General features: G+C 65.2%; 20 protein-coding genes. 6 read left to right on the top strand and 14 right to left on the bottom strand.

Features of this window, described 5'->3' with window-relative positions:
• Nucleotides 1-1521, top strand: coding sequence for an aldehyde dehydrogenase family protein (locus LGH83_RS15000; protein WP_227399353.1), 1521 nt, complete (start codon nucleotides 1-3; stop codon nucleotides 1519-1521).
• A gap of 11 nt (nucleotides 1522-1532) precedes the next feature.
• Here the strand turns inward: LGH83_RS15000 and betA are convergent, their stop codons facing one another.
• Complete coding sequence (gene betA, locus LGH83_RS14995) at nucleotides 1533-3203, bottom strand: choline dehydrogenase (protein ID WP_227399352.1); 1671 nt, start codon at nucleotides 3201-3203, stop codon at nucleotides 1533-1535.
• 200 nt (nucleotides 3204-3403) lie between these two features.
• Here betA and choV point away from each other — a divergent pair, with 200 nt between their 5' ends.
• Together choV and rocF are read left to right on the top strand one after the other, a co-directional pair.
• A complete protein-coding gene (choV, locus tag LGH83_RS14990) occupies nucleotides 3404-4582 on the top strand; it encodes a choline ABC transporter ATP-binding protein (protein WP_227399351.1) in 1179 nt (392 codons plus the stop codon).
• Between the two features lie 40 nt (nucleotides 4583-4622).
• Nucleotides 4623-5552, top strand: a complete 930-nt coding sequence (gene rocF, locus LGH83_RS14985) for an arginase (RefSeq protein WP_227399350.1) — start codon at nucleotides 4623-4625, stop codon at nucleotides 5550-5552.
• Nucleotides 5553-5554: 2 nt separating this feature from the next.
• Here the strand turns inward: rocF and ureG are convergent, their stop codons facing one another.
• The 11 genes from ureG to urtA all read right to left on the bottom strand — a co-directional run bounded on the left by ureG (nucleotide 5555) and on the right by urtA (nucleotide 16264).
• A complete protein-coding gene (ureG, locus tag LGH83_RS14980) occupies nucleotides 5555-6199 on the bottom strand; it encodes an urease accessory protein UreG (RefSeq protein ID WP_227399349.1) in 645 nt (214 codons plus the stop codon).
• A gap of 14 nt (nucleotides 6200-6213) precedes the next feature.
• Complete coding sequence (locus LGH83_RS14975) at nucleotides 6214-6897, bottom strand: urease accessory protein UreF (protein ID WP_227399348.1); 684 nt, start codon at nucleotides 6895-6897, stop codon at nucleotides 6214-6216.
• Nucleotides 6894-7397 (bottom strand): urease accessory protein UreE, encoded by a 504-nt coding sequence (locus LGH83_RS14970; RefSeq protein ID WP_227399347.1) that lies wholly within the window; start codon nucleotides 7395-7397, stop codon nucleotides 6894-6896. Before LGH83_RS14970 ends, LGH83_RS14975 begins: the two co-directional genes overlap by 4 nt.
• Nucleotides 7398-7405: 8 nt before the next feature.
• The gene (ureC, locus tag LGH83_RS14965; protein WP_227399346.1) at nucleotides 7406-9115 is read right to left on the bottom strand and encodes an urease subunit alpha; all 1710 of its coding nucleotides are present in this window, start codon (nucleotides 9113-9115) and stop codon (nucleotides 7406-7408) included.
• The gene (locus LGH83_RS14960) at nucleotides 9115-9735 is read right to left on the bottom strand and encodes an urease subunit beta (protein WP_131195022.1); all 621 of its coding nucleotides are present in this window, start codon (nucleotides 9733-9735) and stop codon (nucleotides 9115-9117) included. The genes ureC and LGH83_RS14960 overlap by 1 nt, the downstream gene beginning before the upstream one ends.
• Nucleotides 9736-9750: 15 nt before the next feature.
• Entirely contained in the window at nucleotides 9751-10566 is an 816-nt protein-coding gene (locus LGH83_RS14955) for an urease accessory protein UreD (protein WP_227399345.1), read from the bottom strand.
• 13 nt (nucleotides 10567-10579) lie between these two features.
• Nucleotides 10580-11275 carry an urea ABC transporter ATP-binding subunit UrtE gene (gene urtE / locus LGH83_RS14950; RefSeq protein ID WP_131113569.1) on the bottom strand — a complete coding sequence of 232 codons (696 nt, stop codon included), beginning with the start codon at nucleotides 11273-11275 and terminating at the stop codon, nucleotides 10580-10582.
• 4 nt (nucleotides 11276-11279) lie between these two features.
• Entirely contained in the window at nucleotides 11280-12035 is a 756-nt protein-coding gene (gene urtD / locus LGH83_RS14945) for an urea ABC transporter ATP-binding protein UrtD (protein WP_227399344.1), read from the bottom strand.
• Nucleotides 12032-13180, bottom strand: coding sequence for an urea ABC transporter permease subunit UrtC (gene urtC, locus LGH83_RS14940; protein ID WP_227399343.1), 1149 nt, complete (start codon nucleotides 13178-13180; stop codon nucleotides 12032-12034). The genes urtD and urtC overlap by 4 nt, the downstream gene beginning before the upstream one ends.
• Before the next feature lies 1 nt (nucleotide 13181).
• Nucleotides 13182-14819, bottom strand: a complete 1638-nt coding sequence (urtB, locus tag LGH83_RS14935; protein WP_227399342.1) for an urea ABC transporter permease subunit UrtB — start codon at nucleotides 14817-14819, stop codon at nucleotides 13182-13184.
• Between the two features lie 131 nt (nucleotides 14820-14950).
• Complete coding sequence (gene urtA, locus LGH83_RS14930; RefSeq protein ID WP_413771054.1) at nucleotides 14951-16264, bottom strand: urea ABC transporter substrate-binding protein; 1314 nt, start codon at nucleotides 16262-16264, stop codon at nucleotides 14951-14953.
• A gap of 217 nt (nucleotides 16265-16481) precedes the next feature.
• On the opposite strand from urtA, the gene LGH83_RS14925 reads away from it, so the two are divergent.
• Nucleotides 16482-17147: a MarC family protein gene (locus LGH83_RS14925; RefSeq protein ID WP_131113574.1), complete on the top strand. Its 666-nt coding sequence runs from the start codon at nucleotides 16482-16484 to the stop codon at nucleotides 17145-17147.
• Between the two features lie 20 nt (nucleotides 17148-17167).
• Here the strand turns inward: LGH83_RS14925 and LGH83_RS14920 are convergent, their stop codons facing one another.
• Nucleotides 17168-18115, bottom strand: a complete 948-nt coding sequence (locus LGH83_RS14920) for an MFS transporter (RefSeq protein ID WP_264478989.1) — start codon at nucleotides 18113-18115, stop codon at nucleotides 17168-17170.
• Nucleotides 18112-18495 carry an MFS transporter gene (locus LGH83_RS19985; RefSeq protein ID WP_264478988.1) on the bottom strand — a complete coding sequence of 128 codons (384 nt, stop codon included), beginning with the start codon at nucleotides 18493-18495 and terminating at the stop codon, nucleotides 18112-18114. The genes LGH83_RS14920 and LGH83_RS19985 overlap by 4 nt, the downstream gene beginning before the upstream one ends.
• 223 nt (nucleotides 18496-18718) lie before the next feature.
• Here LGH83_RS19985 and LGH83_RS14915 point away from each other — a divergent pair, with 223 nt between their 5' ends.
• A complete protein-coding gene (locus LGH83_RS14915; RefSeq protein WP_227399341.1) occupies nucleotides 18719-22093 on the top strand; it encodes an ATP-binding protein in 3375 nt (1124 codons plus the stop codon).
• The gene (locus LGH83_RS14910; RefSeq protein WP_227399340.1) at nucleotides 22086-23021 is read left to right on the top strand and encodes a response regulator transcription factor; all 936 of its coding nucleotides are present in this window, start codon (nucleotides 22086-22088) and stop codon (nucleotides 23019-23021) included. Before LGH83_RS14915 ends, LGH83_RS14910 begins: the two co-directional genes overlap by 8 nt.
• Nucleotides 23022-23032 lie beyond the last annotated feature (11 nt).

Below are 23032 nucleotides of genomic sequence, written 5' to 3'. Positions count from 1 at the left end.
ATGCCGCACGCCGCCTCCGTCATCACTGAAACTCATGAACTCCTGTCGGCTCTCGGCGTCCCGCGTGAGCTCTACACGGGCGGTGCGCTGGCGGTGCGGTCGCCGATCACGGGCGAGATCATCGCATCGGTGGTCGAGACCTCCACGGGCGCCGTCGCCGGACTAATAGGGCAGGCCCATGAGGCTTTTCTACATTGGCGCAAGGTCCCAGGGCCGCGCCGGGGCGAATTGGTGCGCCTGCTCGGCGACGAACTCCGTGCAAACAAGGAAGCGCTCGGCCGCCTCGTTACGCTGGAAGTCGGCAAGGTCGTGTCGGAAGGCCAAGGCGAGGTTCAGGAGATGATCGACATCTGCGATCTCGCGGTCGGGCTGTCGCGGCAATTGTTCGGCCTGACGATCCAATCCGAGCGGCCGGACCATCGGCTGATGGAGCAATGGCACCCGGCCGGCGTGGTCGGCGTCATCTCGGCCTTCAACTTTCCTGTGGCGGTCTGGTCCTGGAACGCGGCTTTGGCGTTCGTTTGCGGCGACTCGGTCGTCTGGAAGCCGTCGGAAAAGACGCCGCTGACCGCCCTCGCGGTGCAGGCTCTGTTCGAAAAGGCGGCTGCACGGTTTGGCGACGTTCCAGCCGGTCTCAGCACGGTTCTGGTGGGCGGCCGCGACATCGGCGAACTGCTGGTCGACGACGTCCGGGTGCCGGTTCTGTCGGCGACCGGATCGACCCATATGGGCCGCCTCGTCGGCGAGCGGGTCGCCCGTCGCTTCGGTCGCTCCATTTTGGAACTCGGCGGCAACAATGCATCGATCGTGACACCCTCGGCCGATCTCGATCTGACGCTGCGGGCCGTCGCCTTCGCGGCGATGGGCACGGCGGGGCAACGCTGCACCACGTTGCGCCGCCTCATCGTGCATGAGAGCGTCTACGCCACCCTCGTGCCGAAGCTCGCCTTGGTCTATGGCACCATCGCGGTCGGCAGTCCGGTTGCCAGCGACGCGTTGATCGGCCCGCTGATCGACAAAGCCGCCTTCGATGCGATGCAGGTGGCGCTCACGGAGGCAAAGCAGGCGGGCGGCATCGTGCATGGCGGCGAGCGGGTCGAGATCACCGGGCCGGATGCCTATTACGTCCGCCCCTCGCTGGTCGAAATGCCGGGCCAGACCGGTCCCGTCGTTCAGGAGACCTTCGCGCCGATCCTCTATGTGCTGAAATACAGCACCTTCGACGAAGCCATTGCGCTGCAGAACGACGTGCCGCAGGGGTTATCGTCCTCGATCTTCGGCACGGATCTGCGCGAGATCGAGCGGTTTCTGTCGGCGCTCGGCTCGGATTGCGGCATCGCCAACGTCAATATGGGCCCGTCGGGCGCCGAAATCGGCGGCGCCTTCGGCGGCGAAAAGGAAACCGGCGGTGGCCGCGAGAGCGGGTCGGATGCTTGGAAAGCCTATATGCGGCGGCAGACCAATGCCATCAACTACGGCCGCACGGTACCGCTGGCCCAAGGCGTTAAATTCGACGTCTAGGCGCGTTCGCCTTACCTCTGCGCGGTCTCCCAATCGGCCGCCTGATAATAGGGTGCGTTGGAGGCGGCAAGCGGGGCCTTGCCGAGGATGATGTCGGCGGCCTTTTCGCCGATCATGATGGTCGGCGCATTCAGGTTGCCGGTCGTCAGCGACGGCATGATCGAGCTGTCGACGACGCGTAAACCCTCGGTGCCGATCACCCGCGTCTGCGGATCGACCACCGCCATCGGGTCGCTCGGAAGGCCCATCTTGCAACTGCACGAGGGATGATAGGCGCTTTCCACATGGCTGCGGATGAAGGCGTCGATGGCGGCGTCGCTCGTCACGTCGGCGCCGGGCTGAATCTCGCGCCCGCGATAGGGGTCGAAGGCGGCTTGCGCGAAGATCTCCCGCGTTAGCCGCACGCAGGCCCACATCTCGGTCACATCGTCGGGTTGGCTCATATAGTTGAAGAACACGCGCGGATGCTCGAACGGATCGGCTGATTTCAGCCGCACCCAACCCCGGCTCTTGGTCCGCATCGGCCCGACATGGACCTGAAACCCATGCTCGCTCGCCAGCCCCTTGCCATCATAGGTCACGGCCAGAGGCAGGAAATGATATTGGATGTCGGGGTAGCGGACGCCCGCGCGCGAGCGGATGAAGCCGCAGGTCTCGAAATGGTTGGTGGCGCCATGGCCCTTGCGGCTCAGGAGCCATTGCAGCCCGATCGCTCCGCGCGCCATCAGCCCCGTCTGGCCATACAGCGTGATCGGCTGCTTGGATGCCACCTGGAAGTAGAATTCGAGATGGTCCTGCAGGTTCTCGCCGACGCCTGGCAGATCATGCACCACCGGGATGCCGAGGGCTTTTAATTCGGCGGCCGGGCCGATGCCGGACAGCTTCAGCAATTGCGGTGAATTGATCGGACCACCGCTGAGGATCACCTCGCGCCGGGCCGTCACGACGCGCTCGCGGCCATGCTGGCGATAGCGGATGCCGACCGCGCGCTTGCCCTCGAACACGATGCCGGTCGCCATCGCATGGGTCACGACGGTAAGGTTCGGCCGCTTCATGGCGGGTTTTAGATAGGCATTGGCGGCAGACCAGCGGATGCCGTTTCGCACCGTCATGTCCATGCGGCCAAAGCCTTCCTGCTGGCCGCCGTTGATATCCTCGGTGACCGGATAGCCCGCCTGCCGCCCCGCCTCCACGAAGGCGTGATAAAGCGGATTCTTCAGCACGCCATAGCTGGTCGATAGTGGCCCGTCCGACCCGCGATAGGCGTCGCCGCCCTCCTTGCGGGTTTCGGCGCGTTTGAAATAGGGCAGCACGTTGCGATAGCCCCAGCCTGCCGCGCCTTCCTGCTCCCAACGATCGAAATCATGCGGGTTGCCGCGCACATAGACGAGGCCGTTGATCGATGATGAGCCACCCAGCACCTTGCCGCGCGGGCAATGCAGGCGGCGGTTGTCGAGGCCCGGCTCCGGCTCGGTTTCGTAATACCAGTTATAGCGCTTGCGGTTCATCGGGATCGACAGCGCGCCCGGCATCTGGATCACGACCGATCTGTCCGATCCGCCGACCTCGAGCACCAGCACGGACTGTTTTCCGTCCTCGGACAGTCGCGCGGCGAGCACGCAGCCTGCCGACCCGGCCCCGACGATGACGTAATCGTAGCTGTCCTGTGCTGCCTCAACCATGAGAACTCCTGTCGGCGCGACCCTGGATGCTCTCCCCTAGCCGGTTTTTGTGGGATCGCCACGCCCGATCGCGACCGTTGCGCCCGACCCTGCGACATGGCCAAGGGATTGTCTCGCGGCGGCTGGGCCCCGCCTTGTGCCTCCCCTCTGTTCCGGTCATGTTCAAGGTTCCGACGACGTCACACGCGCAAGGTTCCCTTATGACGGCTGCCCTCACGTTCAGGAATGTCGACATCGTCTTCGGCAACAAGCCGAGGGCGGCGCTCGATCTTCTCGACGCCGGCAAGACCCGGGATGAGATTATCGCCGCGACCGGCCAGGTGGTCGGCGTCGCCGATGCGAGCTTGACGGTGGAGAGCGGCGACATTTGCGTCCTCATGGGCCTGTCGGGCTCGGGCAAGTCGACGTTGCTGCGATCGGTCAATCGGCTCAACGAGACGGCGCGCGGCGACGTGATCGTCACGCATGAGGGGCGCGACATCAATGTCGCGACCTGCGACGCCAAGACCTTGCGTAACCTGCGTTCGCGCGGTGTCGCGATGGTGTTCCAGCAATTCGCCCTGCTGCCCTGGCGCACGGTGCGGGACAATGTCGGGCTCGGGCTCGAGTTGCGCGGTGCCTCCAAGGCCGAGCGCGACCGCATCGTCACCGAAAAACTCGAGATGGTCGGCCTCGGCCAATGGGCCGGCAAATATGCGCATGAACTATCGGGCGGCATGCAGCAGCGTGTCGGGCTCGCCCGCGCCTTCGCGACCGATGCCGATATCCTTCTCATGGACGAGCCTTTTTCGGCGCTCGATCCGCTGATCCGCGCCAAGCTGCAGGATGAATTGCTCGATCTGCAAGCCAAGCTGAAGAAGACTATCCTGTTCGTCAGCCACGATCTCGACGAAGCCATCAAGCTCGGCAACCGCATCGTCATCATGGAAGGCGGCCGCATCGTGCAGGCCGGAACCGCGCAGGATATCGTGCTTCGGCCGGCCGATGGCTATGTGGCCGAATTCGTCCGCCACATGAACCCGCTCGAAGGATTGCGGGCCGCCTCGGTCATGACGCCGCTGGCCGATATCCCGCGCGATGGGGCCGTGCTGGAGCCGTGCTCCGTTTCGAAGCTTCGCCTCACGCTTCATGCGGATGGCACGGTTGCCTCCGTCACCCATGGCGCGACCGCCCAGCCCGGCACCATCGTGGCGGCCGCTAGCGTCAACGGCGCGCGGCAGGGTGCGGCCGCCGTCACGGTGCGGGGCGATGCGCCGCTCAAACAAGCCGTCGCGCTCCGCCATGCAGAAAACTGTCCGATCCTCGTGCTAGACGATGCCGACGCTTTGCTGGGCACGATCTGCGAGCCGGAGATTTTCCGCGCCTTGCTGCGCGTGTAGACCGGCCGAGCCGTCCCTGCTCCAGCGCGAACGGATGCCCATGCCGCCCGACCACATCGCTCGATCCATCGCGCTTTTCGGGGTGCCTCTCGATGCGGGGGCCGGCCGGGCCGGCTGCAAGATGGGACCCGAAGCCCTGCGGGTGGCGGGGCTCGCGCGCGAGTTGCGGCATCTCGGCCACGCCGTCGAGGATCGGGGTGACCTGTCGCCCGATCCGGTCGGCTCCGCCTTCACGCTGACCGGTAACGCCAGACACGCGCCGCTGGTGGCGGGCTGGACCCGCACGCTCGATCGAGCTTCCTATACGACCCTCCGCGAGGGCGCCGTCCCGGTGTTCCTGGGCGGCGATCACAGTCTCGCGATGGGCACTGTGTCGGGCGCGGCCCGCTTTGCGCGGGAAGCCGGTCGGCCGCTGGCGGTGCTCTGGCTCGACGCCCATTCGGACTTCAACACGCCGCTGACTTCGCCGTCCGGCAACATGCATGGCATGCCGGTCGCGTTTTTCTGCGGCGGATCGGGCATGGCCGACATTCTCGACGCGAACCGCCCGATGGTTCGCCCGCAAGACGTCTATGTGTTCGGCGCGCGCTCGATCGACACGGACGAGCGTGAGGCGGTTCGACACGCCGGCATCAACGTCTACGACATGCGCTCGATCGACGAATTGGGCGTCGTGGCGCCGATCCGCGATATCCTCGACAAGGTCGAGGCGGCTGGAGCCATGCTGCACGTCAGCCTCGACGTGGATTTCCTCGACCCGGATATCGCGCCAGGAGTCGGCACGACGGTGCGGGGCGGCGCCACCTATCGGGAGGCCCATCTCGTCATGGAAATGATCCACGACCGGGGTCTCGCGACCTCGCTCGACATCGTCGAACTCAACCCCTTCCTCGACGATCGCGGCAAGAGCGCGCTGCTGCTGGTGGAACTCGTCGCGAGCCTGTTTGGCCGACAGGTGTTCGGGCGGTAGTGTTAAGTCGCCGCCGGGGCCGTCAGGCCGCCTGAGGTCTCGATGAACCGAAGGATCGCCTGGACGCCCTCGCCGCCTCGGATATTGGTCATCACAAACGGCCGCGCGCCGCGCATCTTTTTGGCGTCGCGCTCCATCACCGCGAGATCGGCCCCTACGAAAGGCGCGAGATCGATCTTGTTGATGACCAGCAGATCCGAGCGGGTGATGCCGGGGCCGCCCTTGCGTGGAATTTTGTCGCCGCCCGACACGTCGATCACGAAGATCGTGAGATCCGCCAGTTCCGGCGAAAAAGTCGCGGCGAGATTGTCGCCACCCGACTCGATCAGAACGAGATCGAGATCCGGAAACCGCGTCGTCATCGTGTCGACGGCCGCCAGATTCATCGAGCAATCCTCGCGAATGGCCGTATGCGGGCAACCACCCGTTTCGACCCCCATGATCCGCTCGGCCGGCAGAGCCCCGGTGCGGGTCAGGATCTCGGCATCCTCTTTAGTGTAGATGTCGTTGGTGATGGCGCAGACTTGATAGCGCCCCGTCATGGCCTTGCACAGCGCCTCCATCAGCGCCGTCTTGCCCGACCCGACCGGACCGCCGATGCCGACCCGAAGCGGGCCATGTGGCGACGAGGACTGCGAAAGCGACATGGCGTGAGGCTCCTTCATGACCGGAACAGCCGTGAATATTGGGTTTCGTGACGGATGGCCGCCAGATCGGACCGGAACGCGGACCCGCCAAGCCCATCGAGCCCGGCGGTCTCGCAACGCTGCGCCACATCGTGAAGGCTAGTCAGCAAAGCCGCCATGACTTTTTGTGCGTCCGTCTGCCCGACGATACTGAGCCGGATCGCGGCGGAGACCAGATTGGAGAGAACGCCGAGCAGAAACATGTCGATCGTCGCACCGAGGTGTTGGTCATGGCCGGCCGCCACGAGCCCGACCGCCACCGGATAGGCAATGTCAGGCTCACTTCGCCGATCGATCAGAGCGAGGGTGTCGCAAGGCCAGGATTTGCCGATCTGTGATAAAAACGCATGGCCCTGGGTCGCGGTTTCGAGGCGGCGCTCGCGGCTCGTCGCCAAGGCAAGACCAAGCTCCGACACGGCGGCGAGCCGGGGCCTATCCCGGTCACGCGCCGCCCGGTAGGCTTCGGCCAAAATGATCGCATCGTTATAGGGAGCACCTTGCGACAGCACGGTCCCGAGCCAAGCGAGGAGAGCCTCCGCGTTGGGCAGATCGCCGGACTCGGCAGCCCATTCGAGACCATGCGAATAGGCGAAGCCGCCGACGGGAAACATCGGCGACATCCAGATCGCGAGCCGCAGCGGCACCCCTGTCTCGGTCACGCGGCGCCGGATGTGTCGGACGGCTCGTCCCAGCCGGCATGCGTATGGCTATGACCATGACCGCCGCTTCCGTGATAGGCGCCCCGCTCGGGGCGAAACGGCCGCATGACGGTCGTGGCGCTGGCACCGAGCCCTCGCACCATCTCGGCCAGCACGTGGTCGTCCTCGAGGTAGATCGCCTCGGCCGTGATTTCCGCAGGCGTGTGCCGATTGCCGATGTGCCAAGCGACGCGCAGCAATCGCAGCGGATTTTCGGCGCGGATTTCGAGTAGCGCCTGGGCGGCCGCGACGACCAGCACCAAATCGCCGCCGTCGAGCTTCAAGGCGTCGCCCTCCTCCAGCACGGAGGCTTTCTCGAGATCGACGAGATAATCCGCCCCGCCGTCGCTCGTCAGAACGATGCGACGGCAATGCCGCCGCTCGTGATCGAGCGTCACGCGATCGGTGACGCGGTCGGGCCGGACGGCGGCCCGCCGCACGATCGATGTGGCGCGTTGCATACCGCTTCTCAGAACAGAAAGTAGCGCTGTGCGAGCGGCAGCACCTTTGCGGGCTCGCACACCAGCAATTCGCCGTCGGCCGTCACCGCATAGGTTTCGGCATCGACCTTGATGTCCGGCATCGCGCCATTGTGGATCAGCGAAGCCTTGCCGATCCCGCCGCGCGTATTCTCGACCGCGACCATCTCCTTAGCGGTGCCGAGTTTCTCGCGCAGGCCGTTCTCGGTCGCGGCTTTCGACACGAAGGTGACGCTGGTGGCGGTACGCGCCTTGCCGAACGCGCCGAACATCGGGCGATAATGCACCGGCTGCGGGGTGGGGATCGAGGCGTTCGGATCCCCCATCGCGGCCGCCACGATCATGCCGCCCTTGAGGATGAGATCGGGCTTCACGCCGAAGAATGCAGGCGACCAGAGCACGAGATCGGCCAGCTTGCCGGGTTCGACCGAACCGATGTGGTTGGACACGCCATGCGCGATGGCCGGATTGATCGTATATTTCGCGATGTAGCGCTTGATACGGCCGTTGTCGTTGCGGCCGTCGCCCTTCAGGCTGCCGCGCTGCAGTTTCATCTTGTGGGCGGTCTGCCACGTCCGCATGACGACTTCACCGATGCGGCCCATGGCCTGGCTGTCGGATGACATCATCGAGAGTGCGCCGATATCGTGCAGGATATCCTCGGCCGCGATCGTCTCCTTGCGGATGCGACTTTCGGCGAAGGCGAGATCCTCGGCGATCGAGGGGTCGAGATGGTGGCACACCATCAACATGTCGAGATGTTCGTCGAGCGTGTTGACCGTGAAGGGCCGCGTCGGATTCGTCGAGGACGGCAGCACGTTCGGGAGGCCGGCCACCTTGATGATGTCGGGGGCATGCCCGCCGCCCGCCCCTTCGGTGTGGAAGGCATGAATGGTGCGGCCCTTGAAGGCCGCGATCGTATCCTCCACGAAACCGGATTCGTTCAGCGTGTCGGTGTGGATCATCACCTGCACGTCGTAGTCGTCGGCGACCGTCAGGCAATTGTCGATGGCGGCCGGGGTCGTGCCCCAATCCTCGTGCAGCTTCAGCGCGCAGGCGCCGGCCTCGATCTGCTCGACGAGGCCGCCCGGCAGCGCGGCGTTCCCCTTGCCCGCGAACCCGATGTTGATCGGAAAAGCATCGGCCGCCTCGATCATGCGGTGCATGTGCCACGGGCCGGGCGTGCAGGTCGTCGCATTGGTGCCGGTCGCCGGACCCGTCCCGCCGCCCAGCAGGGTCGTGATGCCGGACATCAGCGCATCGTCGACCTGCTGCGGGCAAATGAAATGGATATGCGCGTCAAACCCGCCGGCCGTGAGAATCTTGCCTTCGCCTGCGATGACTTCGGTGCCGGGCCCGATCACGATCGTGACGCCGGGCTGGATGTCCGGATTACCGGCCTTGCCGATTGCCGCGATCCGCCCGTTCTTCAGGCCGACGTCAGCTTTCACGATGCCCCAATGATCGACCACGACCGCATTGGTAATGACCGTATCGACCGCGCCGGCCGCATTGGTAACCTGGCTCTGGCCCATACCGTCGCGGATCACCTTGCCGCCGCCGAATTTCACCTCGTCGCCATAGGTCGTGAAATCCCGCTCGACCTCGAGCACGAGATCGGTATCGGCGAGGCGCATCCGGTCGCCCGTGGTCGGGCCGAACATGTCCGCATAGGCGGCGCGTGAGATTGTGTAAGCCATCAGAGCGCGCCCATCACGTCTTGCCGGAAACCATAGACTTTGCGATCGCCCGCCAGGGCCACGAGATTGACCTCGCGGGTCTGGCCGGGCTCGAACCGCACCGCCGTTCCGGCCGGAATGTCGAGCCGCATGCCCCTCGTCTTGTCGCGCTCGAAGGCGAGTCCGGGGTTGGTCTCGAAGAAATGATAATGCGAGCCGACCTGAATGGGCCGGTCGCCGGTGTTGGCGACCGTGACGGTCAGCGTCTCGCGACCCTCGTTGAGAATGAGGTCGCCCTCCGCCGCCATGATTTCACCGGGGATACGCTGGTCCTCCGCGCCACGGATCGGATCATGCACGGTCACAAGCTTCGTGCCATCCGGGAAGGTCGCTTCCACCTGCACGTCGTGCAGCATCGCGGCGATCCCGTCCATCACCTGATCGGGTCGCAGAACATGCGCGCCGGCTTCCATCAAATCGGCAACCGAGCGCCCGTCGCGCGCGCCTTCGACGATGAAATCCGAGATCAGCGCGATCGCCTCGGGGAAGTTGAGCTTGACGCCACGTTCGAGGCGTCGGCGCGCCACCATGGCGGCCATGGCGATCAGCAGCTTGTCTTTCTCGTGGGGCGTCAGTCGCATGTTTGTTCCAGTCGTCTACCAGGACCGCGGCATCGGCGAGCCGCGGAAGGCTTCCACGAATCGAACGAGGTCGGATCGTAACACCTGCGCGTCCCGCGCCACAAAGCGGATCAGCAACATGCCGTTCCAGGCGCTGGCTCCAGCTTCGGATCGGGTTTCCTCCAGAAGCGCGCGCGCCTGGTCGAGCCGGTCCTCGGCATCGGGCGCGACATGCAAGACGGTGGCCAGCGCATGAGCGCCGCCGCCCGACGCGGGGCTGAGCAATTGCGCCACCGGCGCATCGAGCCGGATCTCGTCGGCGAAGACCAGCCGGCCGGCGCGGCGAATGCGCCAGCGGTCGCGGCATAGGCCACGATCGACCACTTCGCGCATCGCGGTTCGGCCGAACATCACGCTTTCGATCAGGGTCAGCGACGCATCCGCGGCGATATCGGCGGACAGATCGCGCCGCCAGCGGCTGTCGGCGAACAGGATCATCTCCTGCGGTAGCCAGGCGAGGCGGCTCCCGGCTTCGAGATGCAGCGCGACCTCGACCGACGTGTCCGGCCCTTGCGAGCGGTAGATCTTCTCGGCCGCCTGGGTGGTGACGACCGCCGAGGCGCCCGGCAGCAGCCGAACCTCGGTCCGCATGCTGTCGCCGCCCGCCATGCCGCCGCCGGTGTTGATCAGCACGGCTTCGCAGGTCTCGCCATATTGAGTCGGAAAACGCGCGCGATAGCCGCCACTCTCGGCACGCTCGAGCGCCACGGTCCGGCCGCCGCGAGCCGCCAGAACCATGCGGACGCCGCCAGCGGCGCGCACGAAATCCGGGACGATCCCTACAGCCTGCATGCCACCCGCTTCATCACACCGACAACCGCGCCCGGACCTCATGCTCGACCATCGTGTCCCTGGTGCCGGAGATCACCACGGCGCCTCGGTCCATGACCACGAAATCATCGGCAAGATCACGCGCAAATTCGAAATATTGTTCGACCAGCACGATGGCCATGTCGCCCCGGCCGCGAAGATAATCGATGGCGCGGCCGATGTCCTTGATGATCGAGGGCTGGATTCCCTCCGTCGGCTCGTCGAGCACCAGCAGTTTCGGCCGCGTCACGAGCGCCCTGCCGATCGCGAGTTGCTGCTGCTGGCCGCCCGACAGGTCGCCGCCGCGTCGTCCCATCATGGTTTTCAAGACCGGAAACAGCTCGAAGATCTCGTCCGGGATGGTCTGCAGCTTGCGCGCGACGGGCGCGAAGCCGGTCATCAGATTCTCGCGCACCGTGAGCAGCGGGAAGATCTCGCGGCCCTGTGGCACATAGCCGATGCCGCGCCGCGCCCGCTGATAGGTGGCGAGTTTCGAAATATCCTGATCCTGCCAGACGATGCGGCCGCCACGGATCGGCTGCTGCCCGACGATCGCGCGCAACAATGAGGATTTGCCGACGCCGTTGCGACCGAGCACGCAGGTGACGCGGCCGGGACTCGCCGCGAGCGACACGCCGCGCAAAGCTTGGGCCGCCCCATAATAGAGATCGATCGCCTCAACGTTCAGCATCGCCTCACCGCCCCAGATACACTTCGATGACGCGCGGGTCGGCGCTCACCTGATCGAGCGGCCCCTCGGCCAGCACGGCGCCCTCGTGCAGCACCGTCACCTTGACGCCGAGGTCACGCACGAAGGCCATGTCGTGCTCGACCACGACGACCGAATGGGTCTTGGCGATCTCGCGCAGAAGATCCGCGGTCGCGGCCGTCTCAGCGTCCGTCATTCCGGCGACTGGCTCGTCCACCAGGAGAAGCTTGGGGTCCTGCGCCAGCAACATGCCGATTTCGAGCCACTGCTTCTGCCCGTGCGACAGGTCCGCCGCGGGCCGGCGACGATGATCGGTGAGCCGGATGGTCGCGAGGATCGCGTCGATTTTGGCGTCCTGAGTGGCCGGCACCCGGCCGAACAAGGTCGCGAGCGCCCCGCGCGGCGCCTTGAGGGCCAGCAGGATGTTGGTTTCGACCGTGTGGTTCTCGAATACGGTCGGCTTTTGAAACTTGCGCCCGATGCCGAGCTCAGCGATGGCGGCCTCGTCGAGTTTGGTCAGATCCGTGTCGCCACCGAAATAGACCTCGCCCGTGTCGGGCCGCGTCTTGCCGGTGATGACGTCCATCATCGTGGTCTTGCCGGCGCCGTTCGGCCCGATGATGGCGCGCATCTCGCCCCGCTCGAGCGTGAGCGACAGGCCACGAAGCGCCTTATAGCCGTCGAACGAGACCCTCACGTCGTCGAGATAGAGCAGCGATTGCGTCAGCGCGTCCCGGTTCATCGCGCTTGCTCCGGCACCAGTTGCTCCTCGGGCGCGACCGGGCTTTCGGCGGGCGGGCTTGGCCGCCACCGCGTCGACGCCTGATCGATCAGGCCGAGGATCCCCTTCGGCAGGAACAGGGTCACGAGCACGAACAAGGCACCGAGGCCGAACAGCCAATAATCGGGAAAGGCGCCGGTGAAATAGGTCTTGCCGAAATTCACCAGAACGGCCCCGAGCGCCGCCCCGACCAACGTGCCGCGACCGCCCACCGCGACCCAGATGACCGCCTCGATCGAATTGGCGGGTGCGAATTCGGACGGGTTGATGATGCCGACCTGCGGCACGTAAAGCGCGCCGGCGACACCCGCCATGGCGGCCGAGAGCGTGAAGACGATCAGCTTATAATATTCGACCCGATAGCCGAGAAACCGTGTGCGACTTTCCGCGTCGCGGATCGCCACGATCACCTTGCCGAATTTCGACGCGACGACGGATGCCGCCAGAATATAGCCGAGCCCGAGTGCGATCGCCGAGGCCGCGAACAAACCGGCGCGCGTTCCATCCGACTGGACGTTGAACCCGAGAATGTCCTTGAAGTCGGTCAGGCCGTTGTTTCCGCCGAACCCCATATCGTTGCGGAAGAAGGCCAGCAGCAACGCATAGGTCAGGGCCTGGGTGATGATCGAGAGATAAACGCCGGTGACGCGCGAGCGGAACGCGAACCATCCGAATAAGGCCGCCAAAATGCCCGGCACCAACACGACCATCAGGGCCGCATAGGCGAAGTTCGAGAAGCCCCACCACGTCCAAGGGAGGGCGTGCCAATTGAGGAAGACCATGAAGTCCGGCAGATCCGGGTTGGCATAGGTGCCGCGCGACCCGATCTGCCGCATCAGATACATGCCCATCGCATAGCCGCCGAGTGCGAAGAAGGCGCCATGCCCGAGCGAGAGGATGCCGCAGAACCCCCAGACGAGATCGAGCGCGAGAGCCAGCAGGGCGTAGCACAGGTATTTGCCGAGCAGCGCCACGACATAGGGCGGCACATGCAGCGCCGATACAGCGGGCGTCGCCAGCGCGAGCACCGGCACCAGAATGGCGGCGGCGATCAGCACTGCGAGGAAGATGAGCCCGCGCCGGTCCAGGATGGGGGTGTGGGTCATGTCAGGCCTCCACCGATCGGCCCTTGAGGGCGAAGAGACCGCGCGGGCGCTTCTGAATGAACAGGATGATGAAGACCAGAACCGCGATCTTGGCCAGCACGGCACCCGCCAGCGGTTCGAGGAACTTGTTGGCAATGCCGAGCGCCAGCGCCGCCACCAGCGTGCCCCAGAGATTGCCCACCCCGCCGAACACAACGACCATGAAACTATCGATGATGTAGCCCTGCCCGAGGTTGGGCGACACGTTGTCGATCTGACTGAGCGCCACCCCTGCGATGCCTGCGATCCCCGACCCGAGTCCGAAGGCCAGCGCGTCGATACGCCCGGTCGAAATACCCATGGCGGAAGCCATCCGGCGGTTCTGGGTGACGGCCCGCATCCGCAAGCCGAACGGGGTCGCCCGCAGCACGAGTTGCAGCGCCACAAAGACCAGGATCGTGAACACGATGATCCAGAGCCGCCCGGTCGTGATATCGAGCCCGCCGATGTGGAACGAGCCCGCCATGAAGGCTGGCGCGCCGACCTCCTTATTGTTGGCGCCGAAGATGGTACGGACCGCCTGCTGCAAGATCAGCGAGATGCCCCAGGTGGCCAGCAGCGTTTCGAGCGGACGTCCATAGAGATGCCGGATCACCAGCCGCTCGATCGCGATGCCAACGACGCCGGACACCAGAAAGGCGAGCGGTAGTGCGATGAACAGCGAATAATTGAACAAACCCGGAGCCGAGGATCGGATGATCTCCTGCACCATGAAGGTCGTATAGGCGCCCAGCATCACCATCTCGCCATGCGCCATGTTGATGATGCCCATGACGCCGAACGTGATCGCGAGCCCGATGGCGGCCAGCAGCAGCACGGAGCCGAGCGACAGCCCATACCAGACGTTCTGAACCGCCTGCCACAGCGCCAATTGCGTGTTGATCGACCCCATGGCGGTCTTTGCGGCGGCGCGGACGGGTTCGAGCGTCGCATCCTCGGGCGACAGCGTCGACAGGCTCGTCATCAGGCCAAGCGCACCCTGATCGCCCCTCAGCTTGAGGCGTCCGATCGCATCGAGCCGCATGGCGGGCGTTGCATCCGGCTTGGTCGCGAGGATCGCGGCGCGCGCGTCGGCCAGGGCCGTCTTGACGGCCGGGTCCGTCTCCTTGGCGAGGGCCGTTTCGACGCCCGGCAAAGCGGTCGCCTCATGCGAGCCGAAAATGGCTTGGGCGGCGGCGAGCCGCTTGTCGCGATCGGGCGACAACAGATCGAGCGATCCGCTCGCGGCCAGAAGCTTGCTGCGGACAGCGTTGTTCAGACGAACCTTCTTGAGCGCATCGGCCGACACGTCGGCGGGGGCTGGAGCGCCGCTCCTGGCCTCGTGCAGCGCGCCCGCGCTATCCTTAAAGTAGACGAGGTGCGAGGCGGGATCGATGAGGAGCCGCCCATCCCCCAGCGCCTGCAGCACAGGGGTGGCGGTCGGGCTTGCGGTCGCCGACAGCGCCTCGATGCCCTTCTCGGTTTCGGGGAATTTATCCTGAGCGAAATGAGCCAGCGCGTCGTCGATCGGGTCGGCATGGGCCGGCGTCACCGCGAGACCCGCCAGCAGCGTCCAGAGCAGCAAGGCCACCCGCGCGAAGGTCAGCGGTCGTCGTTCCATGTCGGCACCTCTCAGCGAAAGCTCCAGTCCTTCCGGGCGGAAGGCGAAACGGTCGGGGCGCGATGGCGGCCCCCGACCAAAGTGAGCGAGCCCGTCCCCAAGCTTGGGGACGGGGGACACCGGATGTCAGATCAGGCGGCACCGCCGCATTTGCCGGTCTTCACATTGAAGTTGCCGCAGTTCATCGGCTTCCGCCAATCGCCGATCAGGTCTTTCGAGCCTTCCAAGTAGGGCGACCATTCCTGCGCCACGACCAGACCCGGCGTCTGCCAGACGGTGTTCATCTGACCATCTGCCTGGATTTCGCCGATATAGACCGGCTTCGTGATGTGATGGTTCGGCATGATGGTCGAGTAGCCACCCGAAAGGTTCGGCACAGAGACACCGATCAAGGCGTCGATCACCGGATCGGCCTTGAACGTACCGGCCTTTTCGACGCCCTTCACCCAGGCGTTGAAGCCGATGTAATGGGCTTCCATCGGGTCATTTGTGGTGCGCTTCGGATTTTTGGTGAAAGCTTTCCAGCGCGCGATGAACGCCTTGTTCTCGGGCGTGTCGATCGACTCGAAGTAGTTCCAGGCCGTCAGATGGCCGACCAGCGGCTTGGTGTCCATGCCGGCCAGCTCTTCCTCGCCGACCGAGAAGGCCACGACCGGAATGTCGGTCGCCTTGAGGCCCTGGTTGCCGAGCTCCTTGTAGAACGGCACGTTGGCATCGCCGTTGATGGTCGAGACGACGGCGGTCTTCTTGCCGGCCGAGCCGAACTTCTTGATGTCGGATACGATCGTCTGCCAGTCGGAATGACCGAACGGCGTATAGTTGATCATGATGTCGTCTTGCGCGACACCCTTGAGCTTCAGATAGGCTTCGAGGATCTTGTTGGTGGTTCGCGGATAGACGTAATCGGTGCCAGCCAGCACCCAGCGCTTCACGTTGCCGCCGTCTTCGCTCATCAGATAATCGACGGCCGGGATCGCCTGCTGGTTCGGAGCCGCGCCCGTGTAGAACACGTTGCGCTGGCATTCCTCGCCCTCGTACTGGACGGGGTAGAACAGGATCGAGTCGAGTTCTTCGAAGACCGGCAGAACCGACTTGCGCGACACCGACGTCCAGCAGCCGAAGGTCGCGACGCAATTATCCTTGGAGATCAACTCGCGCGCCTTTTCGGCGAAGAGCGGCCAGTTCGAGGCGGGATCGACCACGACGCCCTCGAGCTTCTTGCCCAGCACGCCGCCTTTCTTGTTCTGCTCGTCGATGAGCATCAGCATGACGTCCTTGAGGGTCGTCTCCGAGATCGCCATCGTGCCCGACAGCGAATGCAAGATGCCGACCTTGACGGTCTCGTCCGCCGCGAAAGCGCGGGAGACGCCACCCATCGCCAGGGCCCCTGCGGCAGCTGTCGCGCCCAGCAAAGCTTGGCGGCGGTTCATTGCGAACTGATCCATGGTCTTGTCCCCTCTGGCGGCCGGAGGAGGTGGCCGCAACCCGAGCGGCCGCAGTCTTGGTCAGAACGCCGGTCCGGCCCATACGTCGTTTGACGTATGTTGCGCTGCGGCAGAGGCAGAACGCCGACGTTTACGGTCTCGCCTCAGCTGGATCGTTGCGGCAGAATGTTCGCGCGCGGCGCGACACTGACGGCGCAGCCGGGGAGATCCGCCCACGATGAGCCAACTCGGCAGTTCGCTGCAAAACTTCCTTCTGGTCTTGTCGGCGCTGTTCTCCATCGTCAATCCGATCGGCTCGGCGTTGATCTTCAGCCAGGTCACGGCTGACCGCTCGCACGAGGAACGGCTCGACATTGCGGGAAAGGTCGGGCTCTACTCGGCCATCGTCATGCTGGTCGCGCTATGGGGCGGCGCCTATGTGCTGAATTTCTTCGGCGTGACGCTGGCGGCCTTGCGGATTGCGGGCGGCCTCGTGGTGTCGACCAGCGCCTGGAGCATGTTGTCGAAGGCGGAGGAAAACGAGGAACGCAAGCAGGAGCAGGCGTCGCATGCCACCGGTGCCTCCGATGTCGCGTTTTTTCCGCTGACGATGCCGTTCACGACCGGCCCCGGCACTATTTCGGTGGCGATCGCACTCGGGTCCAACCTGCCGACCGGCCCCAACGAGGGATATTCGTTTTTCCTCGGCGCATCGCTGGCCGCCTTGGCGGTCGCCGTGATGATCTGGATTGCGTATCGCTCGGCCGATCGGCTCGTCGCTTGGCTCGGCCACGCCCGTGCCCGTGTGCTGGCGCGGCTCGCGGCCTTCCTCCTGCTCTGCGTCGGCACACAGATCACGCTGAACGGTGTCGTCGATGCGCTGCGGCTCGTCGTCAAACCCTAGCGGGTCCGCCGCTATGCAGCTTAGACGAGGCTGCCGACCGGCCGTGACGCGTCGAGCGGCATCCCGGCCTCCGCGTCGAGCGGCGGGATCGGCCCTTCGATCAGCATCCAATATCCTGCCGCGGCCACCACCGCGATGACGGCTCCGGTCAGCAAGGCTGGGGAAAACCGCCCTGTCGCTTGCGCGATGAAGCCGGTGATCGTGGGCGCGAGCGCCCCGCCGATATAGCCGCCGAAATTCTGCAAGGCGCCGATCGAGGCGGTGCAATTGGCTGGCGCCGCGACCGACGCCATGGCCCAAGCGGCGGAACTGCAGAGATAGACGAGGAACAGCGAGGCCGAGATGCAGCCGATCGCCACGACATCGCTCGGGCTCACGGCCGCGATCGCCGTGAACACGCCAGTCAGCACCAGCGCGATCGCCATCGGGATCTTGCGGCTGTTGATCGGATCGACCCCGCGCCGGGCCAGAAGATCGACCACACGGCCGCCGAGAACGCCGCCCAAGATCCCGAACGCAAATGGAATCGAGGCCAGGAGACCGGTCTTGCCGATAGTGAAATGCCGCTCGATCTCGAGGTATCCAGGCAACCACGCCGTGTAGAGCCAGGTGATATAGATGCAGCCGAAATAGCCGACGATCATGCCCCAGGTGGTGCGGAACGCGAACAGTCGCCGCCAATCGCTCCAGGTGACCTGAGACCGCGCCGTGTCCTCATCGCCCTCGGTCAAGAACGCCTTTTCGTCCGGCGTGAGGTCGATCTCGGTCGGATTGCGAAACACCATGTAGATCGTCGCGGCGAGCAGCAATCCGGCCGCCCCCATGATCACGAACATCGTGCGCCAGCCGAACGACAGCATCAGGAAGGTAAGCAGCGGCAGCGACACGAAGGTGCCGAGCGAGGAGGCGCAATTCCAGATCCCGGTCGCGGTGCCGCGCTGGCGAATGTTGAACCAGTCGCGCGTCACGCGGGCGCAGGTCGGGAAATGCGGCGCTTCGCCGATCCCGAGGACGATGCGGGCGCGCTGAACTGCCAGAACGAGGTGACGGCGCCGCCGAGCATCTGGCCGAGCGACCAAATCGACAGGCCGAGCGTCAAAGTGAGACGCGGGCCAAGCCGGTCGGCCAAGGCGCCGGCCGGCAATTGGGCGAAGGCATAAGCCCAAAGGAAGGCGGAGAGCAGCAGGCCCATATCGGCGATCGTGAAGCCAAGCTCCTGACGGATCAGCGGATTGGCGACCGCCAGTGTGGCTCGGTCCACGTAATTCACCGCACCGGCCGTGACCAGCAACGTCAGCGACACGGCTTGCAATCGTTTGATACGTTTCGATGGCGCCGGAACGGCCATGATCATCTCCCTTGAGTGCCGACGTCGTTGCCCGACGTTCGTCACGGTCGCCGCCCTTAGTGGCCGGTCGTTTGGTCCATTCTGCACCGAAGCAGGATTGTGCGTGAAGCCGGATAATGAACAGAGCCGCAGCCACCGAACCGTTTCGTGTGGGAAAAGCCGCGCTGCCCGGACGTCCTGGCGGCATGAACTATGCTAAGCGAAGATAAGCCACAGAGTACCCATGCCCGGACCGCAGCGAATTCTTCCCATCAGGCGCGATTACAATCGGTGGGTCGCCAACCAGACGCTCGAGGATTTCGCGCTGCGCTTCACTGCGAAAAGCGCGCGTCTCTGGTCGGCCTCGCGGGTGTCGCAAACCGCCATCGGGGCCATCTCGTTTCTGGCCCTCGAGGCGATCGGCGGCACCATCACCCTGAGCTATGGGTTCACCAATGTGCTGGCCGCGACGCTGGTGGTCGGCCTCATCCTGTTTCTCACCGGCCTGCCGATCGCCCGCGCGGCCGCCCGATACGGCGTCGACATCGACCTGCTGACGCGCGGGGCGGGCTTCGGCTATGTCGGATCAACCGTCACGTCGCTGGTCTATGCGGCGTTCACATTCATTCTCTTCGCGGTCGAAGCCTCCATCATGGCGACGGCTTTGCAGCTCTGCTTCGGCTTGCCGCTGCCGGTCGGTTATCTGTTGAGCGCCGTCGCCGTGATCCCGCTGGTGACCTATGGCATCACCTGGATCAGCCGTTTCCAGCTCTGGACGCAGCCGCTCTGGATCATCCTCAACATCCTGCCGGTCGGCTTCATCATGGTGCGCGACTGGCCGTCCGTGGTGGCCTGGACGACCTTTCCGGGTTTGGCGTTGCCCGCACCGTCCGGCGACCAACTCGATCTCCTGAAATTTGGCGGCGCGGCCTCGGTTATTCTGGCGCTGATGCCGCAGATCGGCGAACAGGTCGACGTGCTGCGGTTTTTGCCGGCGCGGAGCAGCAAGGGCGGACGGCGGTGGAGCACCTTGTCGATCCTGGCGGCCGGACCAGGCTGGATCGTGCTCGGCGCGCCGAAGCTGCTGTTCGGGTCTTTGCTGGCCGTGCTGGCGCTGCGGCACGGCGTCCCCGCCGACCATGCGGGTGAGCCCGCCTACATGTATCGCGTCGCCTTCGGCTATGTGTTGCCGTGGCCCGATGCGGTGGCGGTGCTGACGGCCGCCTTCGTGGTCGTGTCGCAGCTCAAGATCAACGTCATGAATGCCTATGCGGGGTCCCTCGCCTGGTCGAACTTCTTCGCTCGCCTCACCCATAGCCATCCGGGCCGCGTCGTCTGGCTGGTGTTCAATGTCGCGATTGCGGTCCTGCTGATGGAACTCGGCATCTATGCGGCGCTCGAACGCATTCTCAGCCTCTTCTCCATCGTCGCGGTCGCCTGGCTCGGCGCCATCGTGGCCGATCTCGCGATCAACAAGCCGCTGGGGCTCAGCCCACCCGGCATCGAGTTCAAGCGCGCCCACCTCTATGACATCAACCCCGTCGGAACCGGCGCCATGGGGCTCGCGACACTGGTGGCCCTTTTGGCCGCTTCGGGGCTGCTCGGCGAGGCACCGCGCGCACTCGCTCCGTTCGTGGCGCTCGGCGTCGCGCTCGTGACCGCACCGCTGATCGCCTGGGCGACCGGAGGTCGATATTATCTGGCCCGCCAGCCGGAGACGGACTGGCAGGCCCGCGAGACCATCGCATGCACCATCTGCGACCATGCTTTCGAGCCGGAGGACATGGCCTCCTGCCCGGCCTATGGCGCTCCGATCTGCTCGCTCTGCTGCTCGCTCGATTCACGCTGCCACGATCTCTGCAAGCCGCATGGGCGGGCGCAGACGCAGATGGCGGCCGTTATGACGGGCCTGCTTCCCAAGAGCCTGGGGCGACACGTGACGCCGCGTGTGGTGCGATACATCTCGATCCACGCGCTGATCGTCGTGGCGATCAGCCTCGTCTTGCTGCTCATCGATTTCCAGGCCGCGTCCTACGGGGTCGCGGCGAAGGCTCTCGTTGACCGAACGCTGTGGACCGCCTTCGCGATCCTGTTCATCGTGGCGGGCGTGCTGGCCTGGTTCCTGGTGCTGGCGCAGGAGAGCCGCCACGTCGCCCAGGAGGAATCCACGCGGCAGACGGCGCTGCTGCTGCGCGAGATCGAGGCGCATCAACGCACCGACGCGGCGTTGCAGAAGGCCAAAGAGGTCGCCGAGGCCGCCAATCTCGCCAAGAGCCGCTATGTCGTCGGCCTCAGCCACGAACTCCGCACCCCGCTGAATGCAGTGCTGGGCTATGCGCAATTGCTCGAGCGCGACACCGATATCCCGGCGGCGCGGCAAACCGGCGTGCGGGTCATCCGCCGATCCGCCGAGCATCTCTCCGGGCTCATCGACGGCCTGCTCGATATTTCCAAGATCGAGGCGGGACGGCTGCAGATCGGGCGCAACGACGTGCGGATCGGCGACTTTCTCGATCAGGTGGTCGACATGTTCGCCTTGCAGGCCCGCGCCAAGGGGCTGGACTTTATCTTCGAGTGCAGCCCCGCGCTGCCCCGGACGGTGCGGACCGACGAGAAGCGATTGCGGCAGATCCTCATCAACCTGCTGTCCAATGCCGTGAAATTCACGACGACCGGCCATGTCGCGCTCCGGGTGCGCTATCGCAATCAGGTCGCGACGCTGACGATCGAGGATACCGGCCCGGGGATCGCGGGCGATGACCGCGATCGCATCTTCGAGCCGTTCGATCGTGGCTCGGTGACGGCGCACCATGCCCTCCCGGGCCTCGGCCTCGGATTGACGATCACAAAACTGCTGGCCGAACTCATGGGCGGCGAGATCAACCTGCATAGCACGCCAGGGGTCGGCAGCCGCTTCGAGGTCCGGCTGATGCTGGCCGCCACGGCCGAAACCGCGCTGCCGCCGTTGCGACGCATCAACGGATATGGCGGCGCGCGGCGCACCCTCCTCGTGGCCGACGACGATCAGGATCATCAGACCCTCATGCGGGAGATGCTGGAACCGCTCGGCTTCTCGATCCTGACGGCGCGTGATGGCCCGACCTGCCTCGCGCTCGTGGCCGACGTTGCGCCGGACCTGTTCCTGCTCGACATTTCAATGCCGGGCTTGTCGGGCTGGGATCTCGTGAGAACGCTGCGGGCCGGCGCCCATCCACGCACCCCCATCGTCATGCTGTCGGCCAATATCGGCGAGACGACCCCCAATCGAACCGACCTCGAAGACCACCAGCCCGATGCCGTTCTGCCGAAGCCGTTCGACTTCGGGCACCTGCTCGATACGCTGGAGCGTCTGCTGGGGCTCGATTGGATCTCCGACCCGACCCCAACCCCGCCCGAAACATCCCTTGAACCATTTGCACCGCAGCCACTCGGCCCGGCTGACCGGAGCGAATTGCTCAGCCTCGGCCGCATCGGCTACTTACGCGGGATCGAGGCCAAGCTCGCTCAACTCGACCAGAACCCCGGCCAGCGCGCGATCGTCGCGCAATTGCGCCAGCACCTGACCGCCTTCGACTTCGACGGCTTCACGGCCGATCTCGAAGACCTCGCCGATGGTTGAGCCGCAGCCATCCCGAGCCGCCGGCACGCGCGACATCGTCCTCTTGGTCGATGACACCCCCGATACGCTTGCGATGCTGACCGACGCGCTCGAACAATCCGGCTTCATGGTGCTGATCGCGACCGGCGGCAGCGCAGCGCTGTCGATCTGCGAGCGGGTCACGCCCGATGTCATCCTGATGGACGCGATGATGCCGGGTCTCGATGGTTTCGAGACGTGCCGCCGCCTGAAGGCGACCGCGGCGGTCGCGCATGTTCCGGTCATCTTCATGACGGCGCTGAGCGAAACGGAGCATATCGTTCAGGGCCTTGGCGCCGGCGGGGTCGATTACGTCACGAAGCCGGTCGTGCTGGACGAAATGTTCGCGCGCATCCGCACGCATCTTCACAACGCACGCGCGGCGCAGAGCACCAGACTGGCGCTCGATACGGCCGGAAGCTTTCTCCTGGCGATCGACCAGAGCGGCACCCTGCTCTGGGCCACCCCGCAGGCGAGGCGTCTTTTGCAGCGGGCCGCGCCATTGTCAAACCCCGGCGCGTTGGCGCCCGATATCGTCGCGTCGATCCATGCCGCGGCAGCCGGCGGCGGCCCGCAAACGCTCACGTGGCCCGCCTCGCAGGCCGGGGTTGGTCACCTGCAATTCGGCTTTCTGGGCACGATCGGGGCGGGCGAATATCTCGTGCGTCTGACCAGCCTCGACGGGCGCAACGACGAAGAGGCCCTGCGACGGCGTTTCAGCCTGACGGCGCGCGAAGCCGAGGTGTTGCTGTGGATCGCGCGCGGCAAGTCCAACCGCGACATTGCCGATATTCTGGCGCTCAGTCCCCGCACCGTGAACAAGCACCTCGAGGGGATCTACACCAAACTCGGGGTCGAGAACCGGGCGTCGGCCGCCGTGCTGGCCAACCGCGTCTGGAGCGGGAATTAAAGCCGAGTTCG

It is taken from the genome of Lichenihabitans sp. PAMC28606 (genome assembly GCF_020616535.1).
GTDB classification, from domain to species: Bacteria; Pseudomonadota; Alphaproteobacteria; order Rhizobiales; family Beijerinckiaceae; genus Lichenihabitans; species Lichenihabitans psoromatis.
The sequence above is the reverse complement of the archived record's forward strand: the minus strand, read 5'-3'. Positions and strand labels throughout refer to the sequence as shown.